Genomic DNA, 16,038 nt, shown 5'->3' on the forward strand with positions numbered 1-16,038 from the left:
TTGCAAGGTGGGAACAGGTAGAAGAGTAAAGCGTCCCCGCCAAGGACGGCGCGGTTCGAGCCCCCAGGGAGGGGTTTACGGCGTCTTTACGATCTGCCTGTTTTCACCGTTACGGGCACTTTGTCATTAACCTCAGACATACCCCTGCCTTTAATAGGGAATTCCTCTACAAAATGATATGCCGCTTGCCCGATGGGACTGATTCGCGTAAAACTGTCAGCCGGATTAACCCCACTCACTACACCATTCACTGGACGATATGTTTCAAGATAACCCGCTGCTGGCGCAGCTAAAACAGCAACTTCACACTCAGACTCCACGCGTCGAAGGCGTAGTTAAAGGTACTGAGAAAGGCTTTGGCTTTCTTGAGGTAGACGGGCAGAAAAGTTACTTTATTCCGCCACCACAGATGAAAAAAGTTATGCATGGCGATCGCATTGTTGCCACCCTACACACCGATAAAGACCGTGAAATTGCTGAGCCAGAAACCCTGGTTGAGCCATTTTTATCTCGTTTTGTCGGCCGTGTGCAACGAAAAGATGACCGCCTGTCTATCGTTCCTGACCATCCTCTGCTGCGTGATGCCATTCAATGTCGTCCAGTGCGCGAACTGGCACATAATTTCCAGACCGGTGATTGGGCCGTGGCGGAAATGCGCCGCCATCCATTAAAAGGTGATCGCGCCTTTAATGCTGATCTGACTGCTTTTATTACGGATGGTGAAGATCACTTCGTGCCATGGTGGGTGACATTGGCACGCCATAATCTGGAGCGTGAAGCGCCAGCAATGGTTGAATCAGCACTGCACGATACCAACCTGCAACGTGAAGATTTGACTGCGCTTAATTTTGTCACTATCGACAGCGCCAGCACCGAAGATATGGATGATGCATTGCATGTGCAAGACAACGGTGATGGTTCGCTGTTGTTGACCATTGCTATTGCTGACCCTACTGCTTATGTCGATGAAAACAGTGAGTTGGACTTAATTGCCCGTAAACGTGCATTTACCAACTATCTGCCGGGCTTTAACATCCCGATGCTGCCACGTGATTTATCCGATAATCTTTGCTCACTGCGACCGAATGAACGCCGCCCGGTATTGGTGTGCCGCGTCACTATCGCTGCTGATGGCACGCTCGGTGATGATATTCACTTCTCTGCCGCCTGGGTTGAGTCGAAAGCCAAACTGGTTTATGACGAAGTCTCTGATTGGTTAGAAGGCAGTGGTGACTGGCAGCCACAAAATGCTGATATCGCTGAACAAATCACCTTATTAAAACGTGTTTGCGAAGCGCGCAGCCATTGGCGTGAAACGCATGCATTGGTGTTTAAAGACCGGCCTGACTACCGCTTCGTGTTGGGTGAAAAAGGCGAAGTGCTGGATATCATTGTTGAGCACCGTCGCATTGCTAACCGTATTGTTGAAGAGTGCATGATTGCCGCCAACGTCTGTGCCGCTGTTGCGCTGCGTGACAATCTTGGTTTTGGCATCTATAACGTCCATACCGGTTTTGATCCGGCGCTGGTTGAGCAAGCCGCTAATGTGTTGCAGGCCAATGGGGTGGAAGCCGATCCGCAAGCCCTGCTGACCTTACCTGGTTTCTGTGAATTACGCCGTCATCTTGATGCCTTACCGACCCAGTTCCTTGATAGCCGCATCCGCCGTTTCCAGACATTCGCTGAAATCAGCACCGTTCCCGGCCCACACTTCGGTTTAGGGCTTGAAGCATACGCCACCTGGACCTCGCCAATTCGTAAATACGGCGATATGGTCAACCATCGTCTGCTGAAAGCCATTATTACCGGTCAGCAAGCGGAAAAACCACAGGACGAAATCACGGTTCAATTGGCCGAACGCCGCCGTTTGAATCGCATGGCTGAACGTGATGTCGGTGATTGGTTATATGCCCGTTACCTGCAACCGATGGCCGGCACAGATACGCGCTTCCCGGCGGAAATCATTGATGTCACTCGCGGCGGCCTACGGGTGCGCTTACTGGATAACGGCGCAGTCGCCTTTATTCCCGCGCCCTTTATTCATGCGGTGCGTGATGAAATGGTGTGCAGTCAGGAAACCGGCACCGTACAAATCAAAGGTGAAACGGTTTACAGCCAGAGCGACAAAATTGAAGTGCGCATTGCCGAAGTGCGGATGGAAACGCGCAACGTGGTGGCCCGCCCAGTGGTTTGATGTTTAGAATCAATACTTATTTAAATATACCCTAAATAATTCGAGTTGCAGGAAGGCGGCAACGGAATGACCCCAAGGAGTTGAGATAACTCAATGAGTTGGGTAAGTAATGGCAGCCAACGCACATGCAGCTTGAAGTATGACGGGTAAAGCCGTGGTGATGCACAACATCCCACGGCTTTTTTTATGTTCGCTATTATCCGCTCCACTATTTTCACTTCGTACCCATACATTCGGGTAGTCGTCACAATATGTAAGAAAATGATTCTAATGGTGAGCAAAAAACATTTACCTCATCACAGTTCTCACTTTCGCTACTTTTCTTTCACATTAAAGCTCCTATGTTAACTAACGGTTTGCATCTCTTTTCCCAAACGGGTGCTGATTACCGTTAAATTTCCCCCATAACAAGGAGTCGTTACCCATGAAAAACGTCAAGACTGTCGTCATCTGGCTGACCGTCGCGTTAATAGGTGCATTCGCGTTTGCCATGCTGGCATTGAGCCGAGGCGAACATGTCAATGCTATCTGGCTGGTGATTGCCTCGGTAGCCTGTTACAGCATCGCCTACCGCTTTTATAGTCTGTTTATTGCCAAGAATGTCTTTGAGCTGGATGACCGCCGTTTAACCCCGGCAGAACGACGTAATGATGGTCTGGATTATGTTCCGACCAATAAATGGGTACTGTTCGGCCACCACTTCGCGGCTATTGCCGGGGCCGGGCCGCTAGTCGGGCCTATTTTGGCCGCCCAAATGGGCTTCTTACCCGGTACTATCTGGATTCTGGTGGGCGTAATGATGGCCGGTGCGGTACAGGACTTCCTTATCCTGTTTATCTCAACCCGCCGTGATGGCCGCTCATTGGGGGAAATGGCAAAGCAAGAATTGGGCGCTTTTGCCGGTGTTATCACCATGCTGGGTGCCTTAGGGGTGATGATCATCATCTTGTCTGCACTGGCATTAGTGGTGGTTAAAGCACTGGCCGACAGCCCGTGGGGCCTGTTTACCATTGCCGCGACTATCCCGATTGCACTATTTATGGGCGTCTACATGCGTTTTCTGCGCCCGGGTAAAATCGCTGAAGTGTCATTAATTGGTTTTGTGTTAATGATGGCGGCAATTATTTACGGCGGGAATATTGCCGCTCATCCTTATTGGGGGCCATTCTTCACATTACACGGCACCACCCTGACCTGGGTATTGGTCATTTATGGCTTTATCGCCTCCGTACTACCGGTATGGTTGTTGTTGGCACCCCGCGACTATTTATCGACCTTCCTGAAAATTGGCGTCATTATCGGTTTGGCGATTGGTATTGTGTTTGCCATGCCAGAAATGAAGATGCCTGCCGTTTCGCGCTTTATTGATGGCAGTGGCCCGGTCTTCTCCGGCAGCCTGTTCCCATTCCTGTTTATCACTATCGCCTGTGGTGCTATTTCGGGCTTCCATGCGCTGGTTGCCAGTGGTACTACACCAAAACTGGTTGAACGCGAAAGCCATACCCGCTTTATCGGATACGGTGCGATGCTGATGGAATCATTTGTCGCCATTATGGCGCTGATTTGTGCATCGGTTATCGATCCGGGCGTTTACTTTGCCATGAACTCACCGGCGGCACTGATTGGCACCACGGTAGAAAGTGCCGCTCTGGCCATCAACAGTTGGGGATTTGTCGTCACACCTGAAACCCTGACCATGATCGCTAAAGATGTCGGCGAAAACTCAATCTTATCTCGTGCCGGTGGCGCACCTACCTTCGCGGTTGGGATGGCGCATATCATCAGTGAAGTCTTTAATAGCCGCAATATGATGGCGTTCTGGTATCACTTTGCCATTCTGTTTGAAGCGATGTTTATTCTGACCGCTGTTGATGCCGGCACCCGTGCTTGCCGCTTTATGGTGCAGGATTTGGTCGGCGTGGTAGTGCCAAGTCTGGCGAATAACCGTTCATGGTTTGGCAACTTATCCGGTACTACAGTTGCCGTCGCTTGTTGGGGCTTCTTTGTTTATCAAGGGGTAGTCGATCCGCTGGGTGGCATTAATACCTTATGGCCGCTATTCGGTATCGGTAACCAGATGCTGGCATCAATGGCACTGATTTTAGGGACGGTGGTGCTGTTTAAAATGAAGAAGCAGCGCTATGCTTGGGTAACCATCCTGCCAACAATTTGGCTGTTTATTACCTCAATGACGGCGGGCTGGCAGAAAATTTTCCACGAAAAACCGAGTATTGGTTTCCTGGCTCAGGCGAAGAAATTTTCGGCAGGTGTCGAGCAAGGGGTATTGATTGCCCCAGCCAAGAGCATTAAAGACATGGAAACCATTGTGTTTAACAACCAGATCAACGCCGCTTTGTGTGCTTTCTTTATGCTGGTGGCAGTGACCATGTTGATTTCATCTTTCTTCGTGATTCGGCGCGCACTGAAATCCAGCAAACCGACTACGCATGAGACTGAAATTGTATTCCGTGAGGAGACTGTTCGTGGCTAATGCAGGTATCCCACTGCGCAGGCAGCAAACCAATCTGTTACACCGGCCATATCCACCAGCGCCGCGTCAGATTACGCGCTGCATACCGCTGGTTCCCGTCGTCGCTCACCCGACCACGTTATGGGCTTGGGTTCGTTTGATTGCGCACCGAGTGGCTCAAAGTTTCCGTCTGATGGTGGGCGTGCAGGATTATGGCAATTATGTGAATCATATGCGCCGTCATCATCCGGATACGCCGCCGATGACCGAACGTGACTTCCACCGTTATTGTCTGGAGGCTCGCTTCCCCAGCAAAGGTGGCAAGTTGGGAAAATGCCCTTGCTAGGATAAAAACCAGACCTTTGACCAGGTTGATTCGCGGGGAAATGTACCGCATGGGTCGTAGCAGCGTAAGCTGCCGGAGCGCCCATCGGTGTAGTCGCCCCGCCAGTCACCGTTCTAAAAATAGCTTTGCCAGCACTCTCAAAATTTCATGATAGTGCTCACCCAACAAGTGACAACGTAACGCCCGTTTAATATCTAAACGGGCGTTTTTTTATGCTTTAGCGCGTGAATGAAACACTAGCTCAAGATTGCTGAGCCAAATGCGCCCTGCCAGTCATGCTCAAACTGTTCTACTGCCGCTTTAACCGCTGGGGTGCTGATAAACTGCTCGGCGACATCCACGGGAATGGTCACGGACTGGCAACCCGCCAACAAGCAATCCAATACTTGCCGAGGAGTACGGAAGCTGGCTGCCAGCACTTTAGCGCCCGGCGCATGTAAGGTCAGCAATTGCTGTAATTCACGCACCATCGCGATGCCATCACCGCCTTGCGCATCTAACCGGTTAACATAAGGTGCAACGTATTCGGCCCCAGCCAATGCAGACAATAACCCTTGCCCGGCTCCGTATACCGCGGTCCCTAGTGTTGGAATCGACATCGTTTTCAGTTTCTTAATTGCCGCTAACCCTTCGGCAGTGGCTGGCACTTTGATAACCAAACCAGGAATACGCTGAGACAGTAATACTGCCTCTGACACCATCAGTTCGCTGTCGCTGGCCAACACTTGGGCGAAAAGTTTACCGGTTCCACCCAAAGCATCGCGCAACGCAGGGAGCACCTCCCAGATAGGTTTACCCGCTTTCGCCAGAATACTGGGATTGGTGGTGACCCCCTGCAAAGGTAGAATACGCGCCAGGCGTTTAACTGCGGCCACATCCGCTGTATCAAGATAAAGCTCCATAACAACCTCCGGTTTGAATGAGTGAAACAGCCAGACTGATTAAACAAATAACCAGTAAAGCAAATAGAGTGACGAAGAATCATTAGTCGCAATCATAGACCACTCCGTAATCAATAACGTGACTCTGATCAAATCTATTTCATTCGAAAGTAAATTATACTTCAAACGAAAGTTTATTTATTTGGCAGGCCTATGATGAACCCAAGACAGCAAACGATTTTGCAACAGGTGAATGACAACAAACGAGTGAGTGTCAGCGAATTATCCCAAGTAACCCATGTATCAGAAGTCACCATTCGGCAAGATCTCAATCTGCTGGAGAAACGGGGTTTACTCAAACGCGTGCATGGCTTCGCTGTTGCCCTGGAAAGTGATGATATTGATGTGCGCATGATGCGCCATTTCTCAACGAAGCAAAAACTGGCTAATCACGCTGCCTCGCTGGTTAACGACGGTGAGACAATATTTATTGAAAGTGGCAGCAGTAACGCTCTCCTGGCCCATCAGCTGGCAAAACGCCCCGGCATCACATTAGTGACAGTGAGCGGCTATATTGCCCGACAATTAAAAGACTCAGCTTGCGAAGTTATTCTATTGGGCGGGATCTATCAGAAGAAAAGTGACAGCATGGTTGGCCCACTGACACTACTGTGCTTACGTCATGTGAATTTCAGTAAGGCATTTATCGGTATCGACGGTTACCAGATAGATACCGGATTTACTGGGCGAGACGTGCTGCGGGCCGAGGTCATTAATAGCGTATTAGCCAAAGGTGCCGAGAACATCATTTTGGCGGATGCATCAAAGTTTGGTCAGGTGCATCAGAACCTGTTGACCCCTATCTCTGCCGTCAACAGAGTCATCACGGATAATCGCCTGCCCACCAGCTATCAACAACAGTTAGCAAACTATGGAATTCAAGTCGATATTCTAAGTGAATAAGACACAGATACTCTAAATAATTCGAGTTGCAGGAAGGCGGTAACTGAGTGAATCCCGATGAGCTTACTCAGGTAAGTGATTCGGGTGAACGAAAGCAGCCAACGCACATGCAGCTTGAAGTATGACGAGTATAAATAATTATCGGAGCAGCAATGGCAGACATCACCTTCACCCGCGAACAAACCCAACGCATGACATACAAGCTGCAGCGTTATCTGGAGCAAGAGCACAATATTGAGTTGGAAGATTTTGACGCCGAATTTTTACTGCAATTTATCAGTCGGGAATTGGGTGCACATTTTTACAATCAAGGAATCAATGATGCGATCGCGCAAGTCGAGGCAAAAATACTCGATATCAGCGACTCGATATTATGGTTGGAAAAGCCCGTGCACGACTAAACACGGGCGGAGGCCAAACTTAGTTTTTATTGCCCATAATAGGCATTTTTCCCGTGCTTGCGCAGGTAGTGTTTATCCAGCAATTGGGGCTGCATATCCCCCAATTGCGGGTTCAACTGGCGTGAGAAAATCCCCATATAAGCCAGTTCTTCTAGCACAACCGCATTGTGTACAGCATTATTAGCATCCGTTCCCCAGGCAAATGGCCCGTGTGAATTCACCAGAACGGCGGGCACATCTTCTGGCTTAATGCCTCTCTCAGCGAATGTCTCGACAATGACATTACCGGTTTCCCATTCATAACGGCCAGCTATCTCTTCTGGTGTCATCAGGCGGGTACAGGGGATTGCGCCATAGAAATAATCCGCATGCGTGGTGCCCCAGGCGGGTAAATCCAAACCTGCCTGCGCCCAGATGGTGGCGTGGCGTGAATGCGTATGCACAATGCCGCCGATTTGAGGGAAATTAAGGTAAAGCACCCGGTGTGTGTCGGTGTCCGATGAAGGCTTCTTACTGCCCTCCACTACTTTGCCGGTTTCCAACTCCACCACCACCATGTCAGCCACCGTCATCACGTCATACTCAACGCCCGAAGGTTTAATCACCAGCAGGCCGCTTTGCCGATCAACAGCACTAACATTACCCCAGGTAAAAGTGACCAGATTATGGCGTGGCAGTGCCAGATTAGCAGCAAGCACCTGCTGCTTCAGTTCGTTGAGCATCGTCGTATCCTGAATAACTGAATTTATCTCATTTTCAGTGCCACAGGTGAGAACCGGTATGGGAGAAATAGCTATAAACTGCGTGCGGATTGGCTGGAAAGTGGAGTCTGAGAGATGGGCAACCCATATAATCTGTTTTTTTTGAGTACAGACAACGAGTTAATTGTGCCTGTGGCTTCAGATAAGCCTTAATTACCCCCCTGGGCGGGTCAAATTAGGACTATTTACCTATTAAATGAATTACAGGCAATTATACTAGATTCTATTGATGAAGAAACCAGTTCTCAATATTAATTCCAAATTTAAATCAAAATGGCGTTTTTTATTCTAAGCACAAATGGAATAAGCTGACGCCTAATATTAATATAATACCTATACTGAGTAAGGTAAGTTTAATTCAGTATGGATTTGTACTTAGCCAACGTGAGGAAAATAATTATGATGATCAATAAGAGATTTGCGACTGCCGCATTGGCACTAACGCTGGCCCTATCACTATCCGCATGTTCCAACATGTCCAAACGTGACCGTAATACCGCAATTGGTGCCGGTGCTGGTGCAGTTGGCGGCGCAGTATTGACTGGCAGTACCTTAGGGACGCTAGGCGGTGCTGCTATTGGTGGGGTTATTGGCCATCAGGTGGGCAAATAAATCTCCCCGTTTTACTTGGCGTTGCAGGGGTGTTAGCTACGCTCACTCACCCGAATCACTTACCTGTGTAAGCTCATCGGGATTCGTTTGCTTGCTGCCTACCTGCAACGCCAATTAATTAGGGGAGAACTGTTAAATGAAACTCAGACTGCTGACAACTCCCAACGACTCGATCTTGTAAGGTGAGGACAGGTAGAAGAGTAAAGCGTCCGCGCCACGGATGGCGCGGCTCGAGCCCCCAGGGAAGGGTTTACGGCGTCTTTACGATCTACCTGTTTTCACCGCTACGGGCACTTTGTCATTAACCTCAACTATAAATTATTCTCAACCCCCCGCCAGTTTGACTTTCATCCCTTTGGCTTCGAGCAGTTGCTTAAGAAGATCGCGTTTATCTCCTTGAATTTCAATGATACCGTCTTTAATTGAGCCACCGCAGCCGCACTTCTTCTTCAATTCTGCTGCCAGTTTCTCTAGCATTTCATCACTGCCATCAATACCGGTAATCAAACACACGCCCTTGCCTTTGCGCCCACTGGTTTGACGCTGGATGCGAACAATACCATCGCCTTTAGGCCGTTGCGGTTTGACCTCGGGTTCAGTGATACGCCCGGTATCGGTTGAATAGACCAAGCGGCTATTATCATGGCTCATTTTGCCCCCTTACCCAAAGAGGCCAGAATGTCGGTTAAGGTTTTTTCCGGATCAGGAGATTGGGTGATCGGACGCCCTATCACCATATAATCTACACCTGCCGCTACAGCTTGTTCTGGTGTCATAATACGGCGCTGATCGCCAGCATCACTGCCCTCTGGGCGAATCCCCGGTGTCACTAGTTTGAAATCCTCGCCACACACCTGCTTTAAGCGCACAGCTTCGTGGGCAGAACACACTACGCCATCTAAACCGCAATCCCAGGTTAATTTTGCCAACCGCTCTGCATGTTCAGCTGGGGTGATATTAATACCAATATCACGTAAATCCTCGCCATCCATGCTGGTTAGCACCGTCACGGCAATCAGTAATGGTGCTTGTTGGCCAAAGGGTAATAACGCTTCTTTTGCTGCGGTCATCATGCGCATCCCCCCAGTGGCATGGACATTTACCATCCACACACCCAGTTCCGCCGCCGCCGCAACCGCACGGGCGGTAGTGTTAGGAATATCGTGGAATTTCAAATCCAGAAAGACCTCAAAACCGCGCTGATGCAGGTCTCGAACAAGTTGCGGGCCATATAAAGTAAACATCTCTTTGCCTACTTTTAATCGGCAATCTCGTGGGTTAACACGATCAGCAAAAGCTAACGCCGCGTCTTTATTGGCATAATCCAGTGCAACAACGATCGGGGAAGATATTGAGCCACTGTTATTAGTTTTAGTTGCAGACGTCATTTTCAAGCCTTTTTCAGTCAGTTAGTCATGATAACAGCAACATTCTACAGGGTGTGTCACTGAAATTACAGCAGTCGGCAGTGTGAGTTTAGCCACCCTTTGTCAGGCTTCTTCTGGTTACGTAGATTTATGCAAAAGCAGGCGTACTTCTTATACCCGCAGTTAAGTAAAAAAGTTTCAAGAAACGTAAAATGTCATTCGAATTTTTTGATGATAAAAATCAATTTTTTGTGATTTTATTTAAACAACCCTGCGCTATGATGCACTCCATCGCCAGACATTGATTGTCTATATCATGATTTAAATAATGATTTATTATTTAAATGGTAAATAAGTAACAGGAGTTTCACATGAAAAATATTAAATATATTGTCCCTGCTTTGGCCCTTTCTTTGGCTTCATTTGCCAGTGTTGCTGCCACACAGATCCAGCATGCCCCTGCAACAGGCTCGAATGAGATTGGCATCGTTGCCGCCAGCAATGCCGGAACATTAACTGAATTAGAGAACGCACTGGCGAAAAAAGCAGATGAAGCCGGCGCAACCTCATACCTGATTACCTCTGCAACCGGCAACAACAAATTGCACGGTACGGCGATCATTTATCGCTAATAGGTGACGAAGGGGAAAGGTGGTTTCAGCCACTTTTCCCCGCGAGTAAAATTCTGTTCCCCAGGACGGAAACAAACTCAACTTTTCCCGGCGCTGTGTACTGCTTTGCGCGCCGGGAGGTTGAGGATCAGATGTGTAATGATGCCACCGACCAGCCCCCAAAACGCAGAACCAACCCCCAACAATGTCACGCCAGAAGCGGTTATCAAAAACGTGATAATTGCTGCATCACGCTGACGTTCATTTTCCAGCGCACGATACAAACTACCCGCAATGGTGCCAAGTAAGGCCAGACCGGCAATAGTGTGGATAAGCGCGACCGGCAGTGCGGTAAACACCATACCGATTGATCCACCAAACACACCGGCGATCAGATAGAAGAACCCGGCAGCGACCGCCGCCATATAACGTTTTTTCGGATCAAGATGGATATCTTGCCCCATGCAGATCGCCGCAGTAATCGCCGCAATACAGACGGTAAAACCACCAAACGGCGCTAAAACCAGTGCGGTCAGTGCTGTCCATGAAATCAGGGGGGAAACAGGTAGATTGTAACCATGCGCTTTCAATGTGGCGATACCCGGCGCATTTTGTGAGGCCATTGTCACCACGAAAAACGGAACACCGATGCCGAGAAGAGTTGAAATCGTGAAATGTGGCATGACAAAGACGGGGGTGGCAAAAATCAACGTCTGGCCGTGCAGCGCAATATTACCCTGTAATCCGGCCACCATCAGCCCGGCGACCAGTGCCAGAACAATCGCATAGCGCGAAAGGGTTCGTTTTACTAGTAGATACACCAGACACATGGTGCCAGCTAGCGCGAAATCACTTTGTAACGAGGTAAAAGCATCCAAGCCAAACCGCAACAAAATCCCGCCTAACATCGCCGCCGACAGTGCCTGAGGAATATAATGCATCAGTCTGGCGAATAAGCCGGTCACGCCACACAGCAAAATAAGCCCGGTGGCAAACACAAACACCCCAATAGCTTCATTGATCGATGTACCGGGCAAGCTGGTCACCAGTAACGCAGCACCCGGTGTTGACCAGGCAGTGACTACTGGCGTGCGGTAATAGAGCGATAAACCTATGCTAGTCACCCCCATTCCCAGCCCAAGCATACTCAGCCAACCACCGATTTGTGCCACACTGGCACCTGCTGCCTCCGCTGCCTGAAAAATTATTGCCGCTGAACTGGTATAGCCGACCAGGACAGCGACAAATCCGGCGATAACCGCAGAAAAAGTTAAATCTTGCAAACGGAAACGCGATGCCATCGGGGAAAATCCTTCTGATTATCGAACGCGAGCAGTATGCTATTGTGCGTTATAACGTACATCTATTGTATTCAACATATCACCGTGCGTTATAACGCACAAATGTGTTCGATAAAGAATTGTGTTCGATAAAGAGTCACGCTGAAGGAGTCAAGATGAAGGAACTCGCCCACCATATTGGCAGCCAACTGAAAAACGTGCGCCGCGAACGAGGCTGGAGTTTGAGCCAGACGGCGGAGCAAACCGGCGTCAGTAAAGCGATGCTAGGGCAAATTGAACGCGGCGAATCCAGCCCGACAGTGGCGACGCTGTGGAAAATCGCCAGCGGCCTGAACGTCTCTTTCTCACAATTTCTTGAAACACCGCCTGCGCAATCTGCTGCACTGCACCGTCATGGCTTACTCACCACATTCAATAGCGAAACATCGGGAATGCGCGTCGTCCCCCTGTTTCCTTATGACGCCACACTGCGCATGGATATGTTTGTTATCGACCTCGCACCGGGTGGATGCAGTGAGTCAACGCCACACGAAGCCGGCGTGATTGAACATGTGATTGTTATTGAAGGGGAACTGATACTCACCGTCGATGGCGTGACCCGAACTCTGACCACCGGTGAGGCGCTACGATTTGCGGCTGATTGCCCGCACAGCTATCGCAATGAAAGCGGCCATTCTGTGCGCTTCCACGACCTGATACATTATCCACACAGTCGCCCGTAACCTGCATATTTCTCCGGCGTAACTGGCCTTTCACGTCGGTTACGCCAAACCATAATCCTCCATCACTTCAGGTCACCTAATCTTCTGCGCATTGTCTATTTCTGAAACCGCCAATGTGAATTTTTTGTGACAATTGTGTTATCCCCTAGACAGTTTCACTTCCCTCGCTTAGCTTGGTATTTTCCCCTAAGTTGAAGGTTATATGATGAGCGAAATATCTACCTTAACCATTAAAATCCCTCTGGAATTAAAAGAGAAAATTAAAGCTGCCGCCTTAGAAAAACAGTTTTCTCTCAGCACCGAAGTCTGCGAAAGATTAGAAAAAAGTTTTGCGGTTGATGTTAAAAACGGTAAGAGCGGCCATAAAGATGCCAAATTGCATCACAGCGAGATTGATAACCAAGGCGTAGAAGAAATTTCAGAACAGCCGTTAAGCCAGAAAGAATTGAAGAAACTGCGCCAATTGCTAAAAGCGCCGCAGAAGAAAAAATAGATCATTTCATCGTAATACAGTATCTATACCCTAGATAATTCGAGTTGCAGGAAGGCGGTAACTGAGCGAATCCTCAGGAGCTTACACAAGTAAGTGACTGGGGTGAACGAAAGCAGCCAACACACATGCAGCTTGAAGTATGACGGGTATATCTGTCGGGTGATTCAATTCACCCGATATCCCTGAATAACCCACACTTATTGACCATCCAACCCTCTAATAGGCTTAACAGACGCCCAAGCACGGCAAGATGGGCAATGCCAATAGAGTGAGTGCGCGGTAAAACCACACTTGTGGCAGCGATAACGCGGTTTGGTACGGATTTGCTCGCCAACCATATCGCGCAACAACAGTAAGCTCTCTTTCGCCCGCCCTTCTTCGGCATCTGCCAGATGATAGTCCATCAAACGATAGAAAACACGCATGGTTGGATGGCGTTGCAATTGGCGATTAATATAAGTTTGCGCCACATCACGGCCTTCTTGCTGTTCAAGAATTTCCGCCAACATTAACTCAGCCGCCGCGCCAGTGTTATCTTCAACACAGCGTTTCAGGAAATTAGCCCAGGCTTCGGGTTGCTGTAGGTGTTGATAGCATTCACTCAGCATCGGCAATGCTTCACTGACCACTTCTTTATCTTGCACTAACACGCGTTCCAGCGCTTCTACGCCTTTCGCATACTCACCCTTGGCCAGATACACCCGACCTTGCATAATGGACACTCTGGCGCATTGCTTGTCTGCTGAGGCTGCTTTCTTCAACAGGCCCATTGCCTTGTCGAGGTCATCACTTCCCATGGCTTGCAGTGCCAATTCACAATAAAAGTGGGCAATTTCCAGTCGCTGATTCTCTTTCCCCATCTTGACCAGTTTTTCTGCCACTTCGATGGCATTATTCCAATCACTGGTCGCCTGGTGGATAACCAATAACTGTTGTAATGCGCCAAGCCGGAAATCTTGCTCTTCAACCAATTGGTTGAACATATCCTCCGCCCTGTCATATAAACCAGCCGCCATATAATCGCGCCCCAATTGCTGGATCGCCAACAGACGTTGTTCAAAAGTCAGAGAGGCACTTTCCATCAAGGCTTGATGAATGCGGATAGCGCGGTCAACTTCACCACGAGAGCGGAACAAATTACCCAACGTCAGATGTGCTTCAACTGTTGAACTGTCTTCTTTCAGCATTTCAAGAAACAGATCAACCGCTTTGTCTTGCTGGTTTGAGAGAAGGAAGTTAACCCCGGCCACATATTCACGAGACAAGCGGTTAGCATCCTGCTGCTTATCCTGCTGAGCACTTCTGCGCCCCATATACCAACCATAGGCGGCAGCGACTGGTAACAGCAGAAACAGCATTTCTAACATAGAAAATTATTCCTTGCTGACGGCAGGTGTGGATGCAGTCGCACTGGGTTCAATCGGTAGCTCTTGCTGCGATTCAAGGCGTTTAATTTTCCGTTCTGCGCGCCCCAATAAAATGCGAACCCGCAGATAAAAAAGTCCACAAATAATCCACCCCAGAACCAAACCGGCGGCAAACAGCGTTGCTAACAAGGTAGAGACCCGATATTCGCCCTGAGCCAATAAATAATTGAAGGTAACGACCTGATCGTTATTTGCTCCGAGCGTGACTGATATCACGAAAATGACGAGCACTAACAAAAAAATCAGCAAATATTTCACGTTTTTTCCTAAAGGCCGAATCAACCTGATGAATTATGCCAAAAATGTGGCGTCCTTACTCAACAAATTAGCACTTCCTTGCCCCGCAAAGAAACCCTGCACCAAGATAAAGCGCCAAACTGATGCTCAATAGAGATTATTTTAAGCAACTTAATTGCGGATACTTAATGGCAAATAATAATTAATCGCCTCATTTTAGTCATGATCGCGTTTTTCAATCTCATGCTCTTCTTGCGGCGGAATATTCAACGAGCCAAACCATCGCTGCACCAAACTGCATACCATCGCAACTAACAATCCGCTAATTATCGTGGCGGCCATCAGATCGCCAGGCCAATGCATACCTAACACCAGACGGCTCATCATGACCCCCTGCGCCCAGAACATCAGTAAAATAACCGTTTTATAATGTCGCCGTGGCCATAACAAACCGACGGCCAATAATGCCCAACTGGCGGCAAAAACCGTGTGGCCGGAAGGAAAAGCAAAGCCAGTTTCAAACTGCCAATGGCTGCTCAACCACGATGGGATTGCAGATTGATTCTGCAACTGCTGTTTAATCAATTCGCTGCGCTCGGCGCGAGGTAAAGAATAGAAAAAATGGTTATCGATATGATGCTCGGCTTCAAGCCACACCACAAATGGCCGTGGCTCCTGTACCTGTTCTTTAATCAGCGATTTCACTCCCTGGCCCACAACAATAACCACGCCCAATATAACCAACAACCCAATAGCCGGTTTGAGTCGAAAGCGCAGGCACCATAAAAACCAGCCCCCCAGTAGCACGCTGGTGAGGATGCCCCACGGCGCAGTAACGGTTTCTGTTACCCAAAACAACCCTTTTAACCAGCTTTCAGCCCTCCCCGGCTGCCACTGCCAACCGGAAAGCCAAATGACAAAGGTTGGCAGCAGCAAAATAAGTGCTCCCAGAGTAATGCGTTTTGCTATATTCCACATCTGTTACCCTTTCTTTCTGGCAATATCCACAACATATTACCTGTGGTGATAGCACGATTTATATAAGTGCTATATCGATAAAATATAAGTCTCTCTATCCATTGATAACATACACAAATTTTTATCATTTCTAAAATAAGTCTTAGCCAGACATTCTCGCTAACCTTATTGCTGCTTTGTTGAACAGCAGCATGTCAAAAGTTATGGCAATATAACTAATAATGATCGCAGAAAATTTTTATTGAACCTTATCCCCTAAAGCAAAAGGGTATAG

At 48.6% G+C, this 16,038-nt stretch carries 17 protein-coding genes; 9 read left to right on the top strand and 8 right to left on the bottom strand.

What is annotated here, in order from left to right; all coding sequences use genetic code 11:
• The first annotated feature begins 259 nt into the window (after positions 1–259).
• The 3 genes from FTB31_RS18305 (at position 260) to FTB31_RS18315 (ending at position 5,010) form a co-directional block, all read left to right on the top strand.
• Positions 260–2,194, top strand: coding sequence for an exoribonuclease II (locus FTB31_RS18305; RefSeq protein WP_227729827.1), 1,935 nt, complete (start codon positions 260–262; stop codon positions 2,192–2,194).
• Between the two features lie 424 nt (positions 2,195–2,618).
• Positions 2,619–4,685: a carbon starvation CstA family protein gene (locus tag FTB31_RS18310; RefSeq protein WP_050075591.1), complete on the top strand. Its 2,067-nt coding sequence runs from the start codon at positions 2,619–2,621 to the stop codon at positions 4,683–4,685.
• Positions 4,678–5,010 carry a YbdD/YjiX family protein gene (locus FTB31_RS18315; protein WP_072081615.1) on the top strand — a complete coding sequence of 111 codons (333 nt, stop codon included), beginning with the start codon at positions 4,678–4,680 and terminating at the stop codon, positions 5,008–5,010. Before FTB31_RS18310 ends, FTB31_RS18315 begins: the two co-directional genes overlap by 8 nt.
• 236 nt (positions 5,011–5,246) lie before the next feature.
• On the opposite strand, the gene fsa is transcribed toward FTB31_RS18315, so the two are convergent.
• Positions 5,247–5,912 (bottom strand): fructose-6-phosphate aldolase, encoded by a 666-nt coding sequence (fsa, locus tag FTB31_RS18320; protein WP_050075590.1) that lies wholly within the window; start codon positions 5,910–5,912, stop codon positions 5,247–5,249.
• A 195-nt stretch (positions 5,913–6,107) separates the two neighbouring features.
• Here fsa and FTB31_RS18325 point away from each other — a divergent pair, with 195 nt between their 5' ends.
• Both FTB31_RS18325 and FTB31_RS18330 read left to right on the top strand, forming a co-directional pair.
• On the top strand, positions 6,108–6,854 hold the full coding sequence (locus FTB31_RS18325) for a DeoR/GlpR family DNA-binding transcription regulator (RefSeq protein ID WP_077294137.1): 747 nt from the start codon (positions 6,108–6,110) through the stop codon (positions 6,852–6,854).
• Between the two features lie 152 nt (positions 6,855–7,006).
• Positions 7,007–7,255 (top strand): DUF2164 domain-containing protein, encoded by a 249-nt coding sequence (locus FTB31_RS18330; protein ID WP_050075589.1) that lies wholly within the window; start codon positions 7,007–7,009, stop codon positions 7,253–7,255.
• Positions 7,256–7,281: 26 nt separating this feature from the next.
• On the opposite strand, the gene araD is transcribed toward FTB31_RS18330, so the two are convergent.
• The gene (araD, locus tag FTB31_RS18335) at positions 7,282–7,977 is read right to left on the bottom strand and encodes an L-ribulose-5-phosphate 4-epimerase (RefSeq protein ID WP_077174753.1); all 696 of its coding nucleotides are present in this window, start codon (positions 7,975–7,977) and stop codon (positions 7,282–7,284) included.
• A gap of 435 nt (positions 7,978–8,412) precedes the next feature.
• Here araD and osmB point away from each other — a divergent pair, with 435 nt between their 5' ends.
• Positions 8,413–8,628: an osmotically-inducible lipoprotein OsmB gene (osmB, locus tag FTB31_RS18340; RefSeq protein ID WP_026017843.1), complete on the top strand. Its 216-nt coding sequence runs from the start codon at positions 8,413–8,415 to the stop codon at positions 8,626–8,628.
• Positions 8,629–8,952: 324 nt separating this feature from the next.
• Here the strand turns inward: osmB and yciH are convergent, their stop codons facing one another.
• Together yciH and pyrF are read right to left on the bottom strand one after the other, a co-directional pair.
• Positions 8,953–9,279 (bottom strand): stress response translation initiation inhibitor YciH, encoded by a 327-nt coding sequence (gene yciH / locus FTB31_RS18345; protein ID WP_019079480.1) that lies wholly within the window; start codon positions 9,277–9,279, stop codon positions 8,953–8,955.
• Entirely contained in the window at positions 9,276–10,016 is a 741-nt protein-coding gene (gene pyrF, locus FTB31_RS18350; protein WP_050075587.1) for an orotidine-5'-phosphate decarboxylase, read from the bottom strand. Before pyrF ends, yciH begins: the two co-directional genes overlap by 4 nt.
• A 350-nt stretch (positions 10,017–10,366) precedes the next feature.
• On the opposite strand from pyrF, the gene bhsA reads away from it, so the two are divergent.
• Positions 10,367–10,627: a multiple stress resistance protein BhsA gene (gene bhsA, locus FTB31_RS18355; protein WP_077174754.1), complete on the top strand. Its 261-nt coding sequence runs from the start codon at positions 10,367–10,369 to the stop codon at positions 10,625–10,627.
• A gap of 77 nt (positions 10,628–10,704) precedes the next feature.
• Here bhsA and FTB31_RS18360 read toward each other — a convergent pair whose 3' ends face one another.
• Positions 10,705–11,907 (bottom strand): benzoate/H(+) symporter BenE family transporter, encoded by a 1,203-nt coding sequence (locus FTB31_RS18360; RefSeq protein ID WP_227731683.1) that lies wholly within the window; start codon positions 11,905–11,907, stop codon positions 10,705–10,707.
• 155 nt (positions 11,908–12,062) lie between these two features.
• Here FTB31_RS18360 and FTB31_RS18365 point away from each other — a divergent pair, with 155 nt between their 5' ends.
• The gene (locus tag FTB31_RS18365; protein WP_050075584.1) at positions 12,063–12,629 is read left to right on the top strand and encodes a helix-turn-helix domain-containing protein; all 567 of its coding nucleotides are present in this window, start codon (positions 12,063–12,065) and stop codon (positions 12,627–12,629) included.
• Positions 12,630–12,834: 205 nt separating this feature from the next.
• Complete coding sequence (locus tag FTB31_RS18370; protein WP_175628052.1) at positions 12,835–13,122, top strand: hypothetical protein; 288 nt, start codon at positions 12,835–12,837, stop codon at positions 13,120–13,122.
• A gap of 197 nt (positions 13,123–13,319) precedes the next feature.
• On the opposite strand, the gene lapB is transcribed toward FTB31_RS18370, so the two are convergent.
• From lapB to pgpB, 3 genes are all read right to left on the bottom strand, one after another.
• Positions 13,320–14,489, bottom strand: coding sequence for a lipopolysaccharide assembly protein LapB (gene lapB, locus FTB31_RS18375; RefSeq protein WP_077174758.1), 1,170 nt, complete (start codon positions 14,487–14,489; stop codon positions 13,320–13,322).
• A 6-nt stretch (positions 14,490–14,495) separates the two neighbouring features.
• Positions 14,496–14,807: a LapA family protein gene (locus tag FTB31_RS18380; RefSeq protein ID WP_050075581.1), complete on the bottom strand. Its 312-nt coding sequence runs from the start codon at positions 14,805–14,807 to the stop codon at positions 14,496–14,498.
• A 195-nt stretch (positions 14,808–15,002) separates the two neighbouring features.
• Positions 15,003–15,764 carry a phosphatidylglycerophosphatase B gene (gene pgpB, locus FTB31_RS18385; RefSeq protein WP_227721806.1) on the bottom strand — a complete coding sequence of 254 codons (762 nt, stop codon included), beginning with the start codon at positions 15,762–15,764 and terminating at the stop codon, positions 15,003–15,005.
• Positions 15,765–16,038 lie beyond the last annotated feature (274 nt).

The organism is Yersinia proxima (genome assembly GCF_902170785.1).
Lineage (GTDB): Bacteria > Pseudomonadota > Gammaproteobacteria > Enterobacterales > Enterobacteriaceae > Yersinia > Yersinia proxima.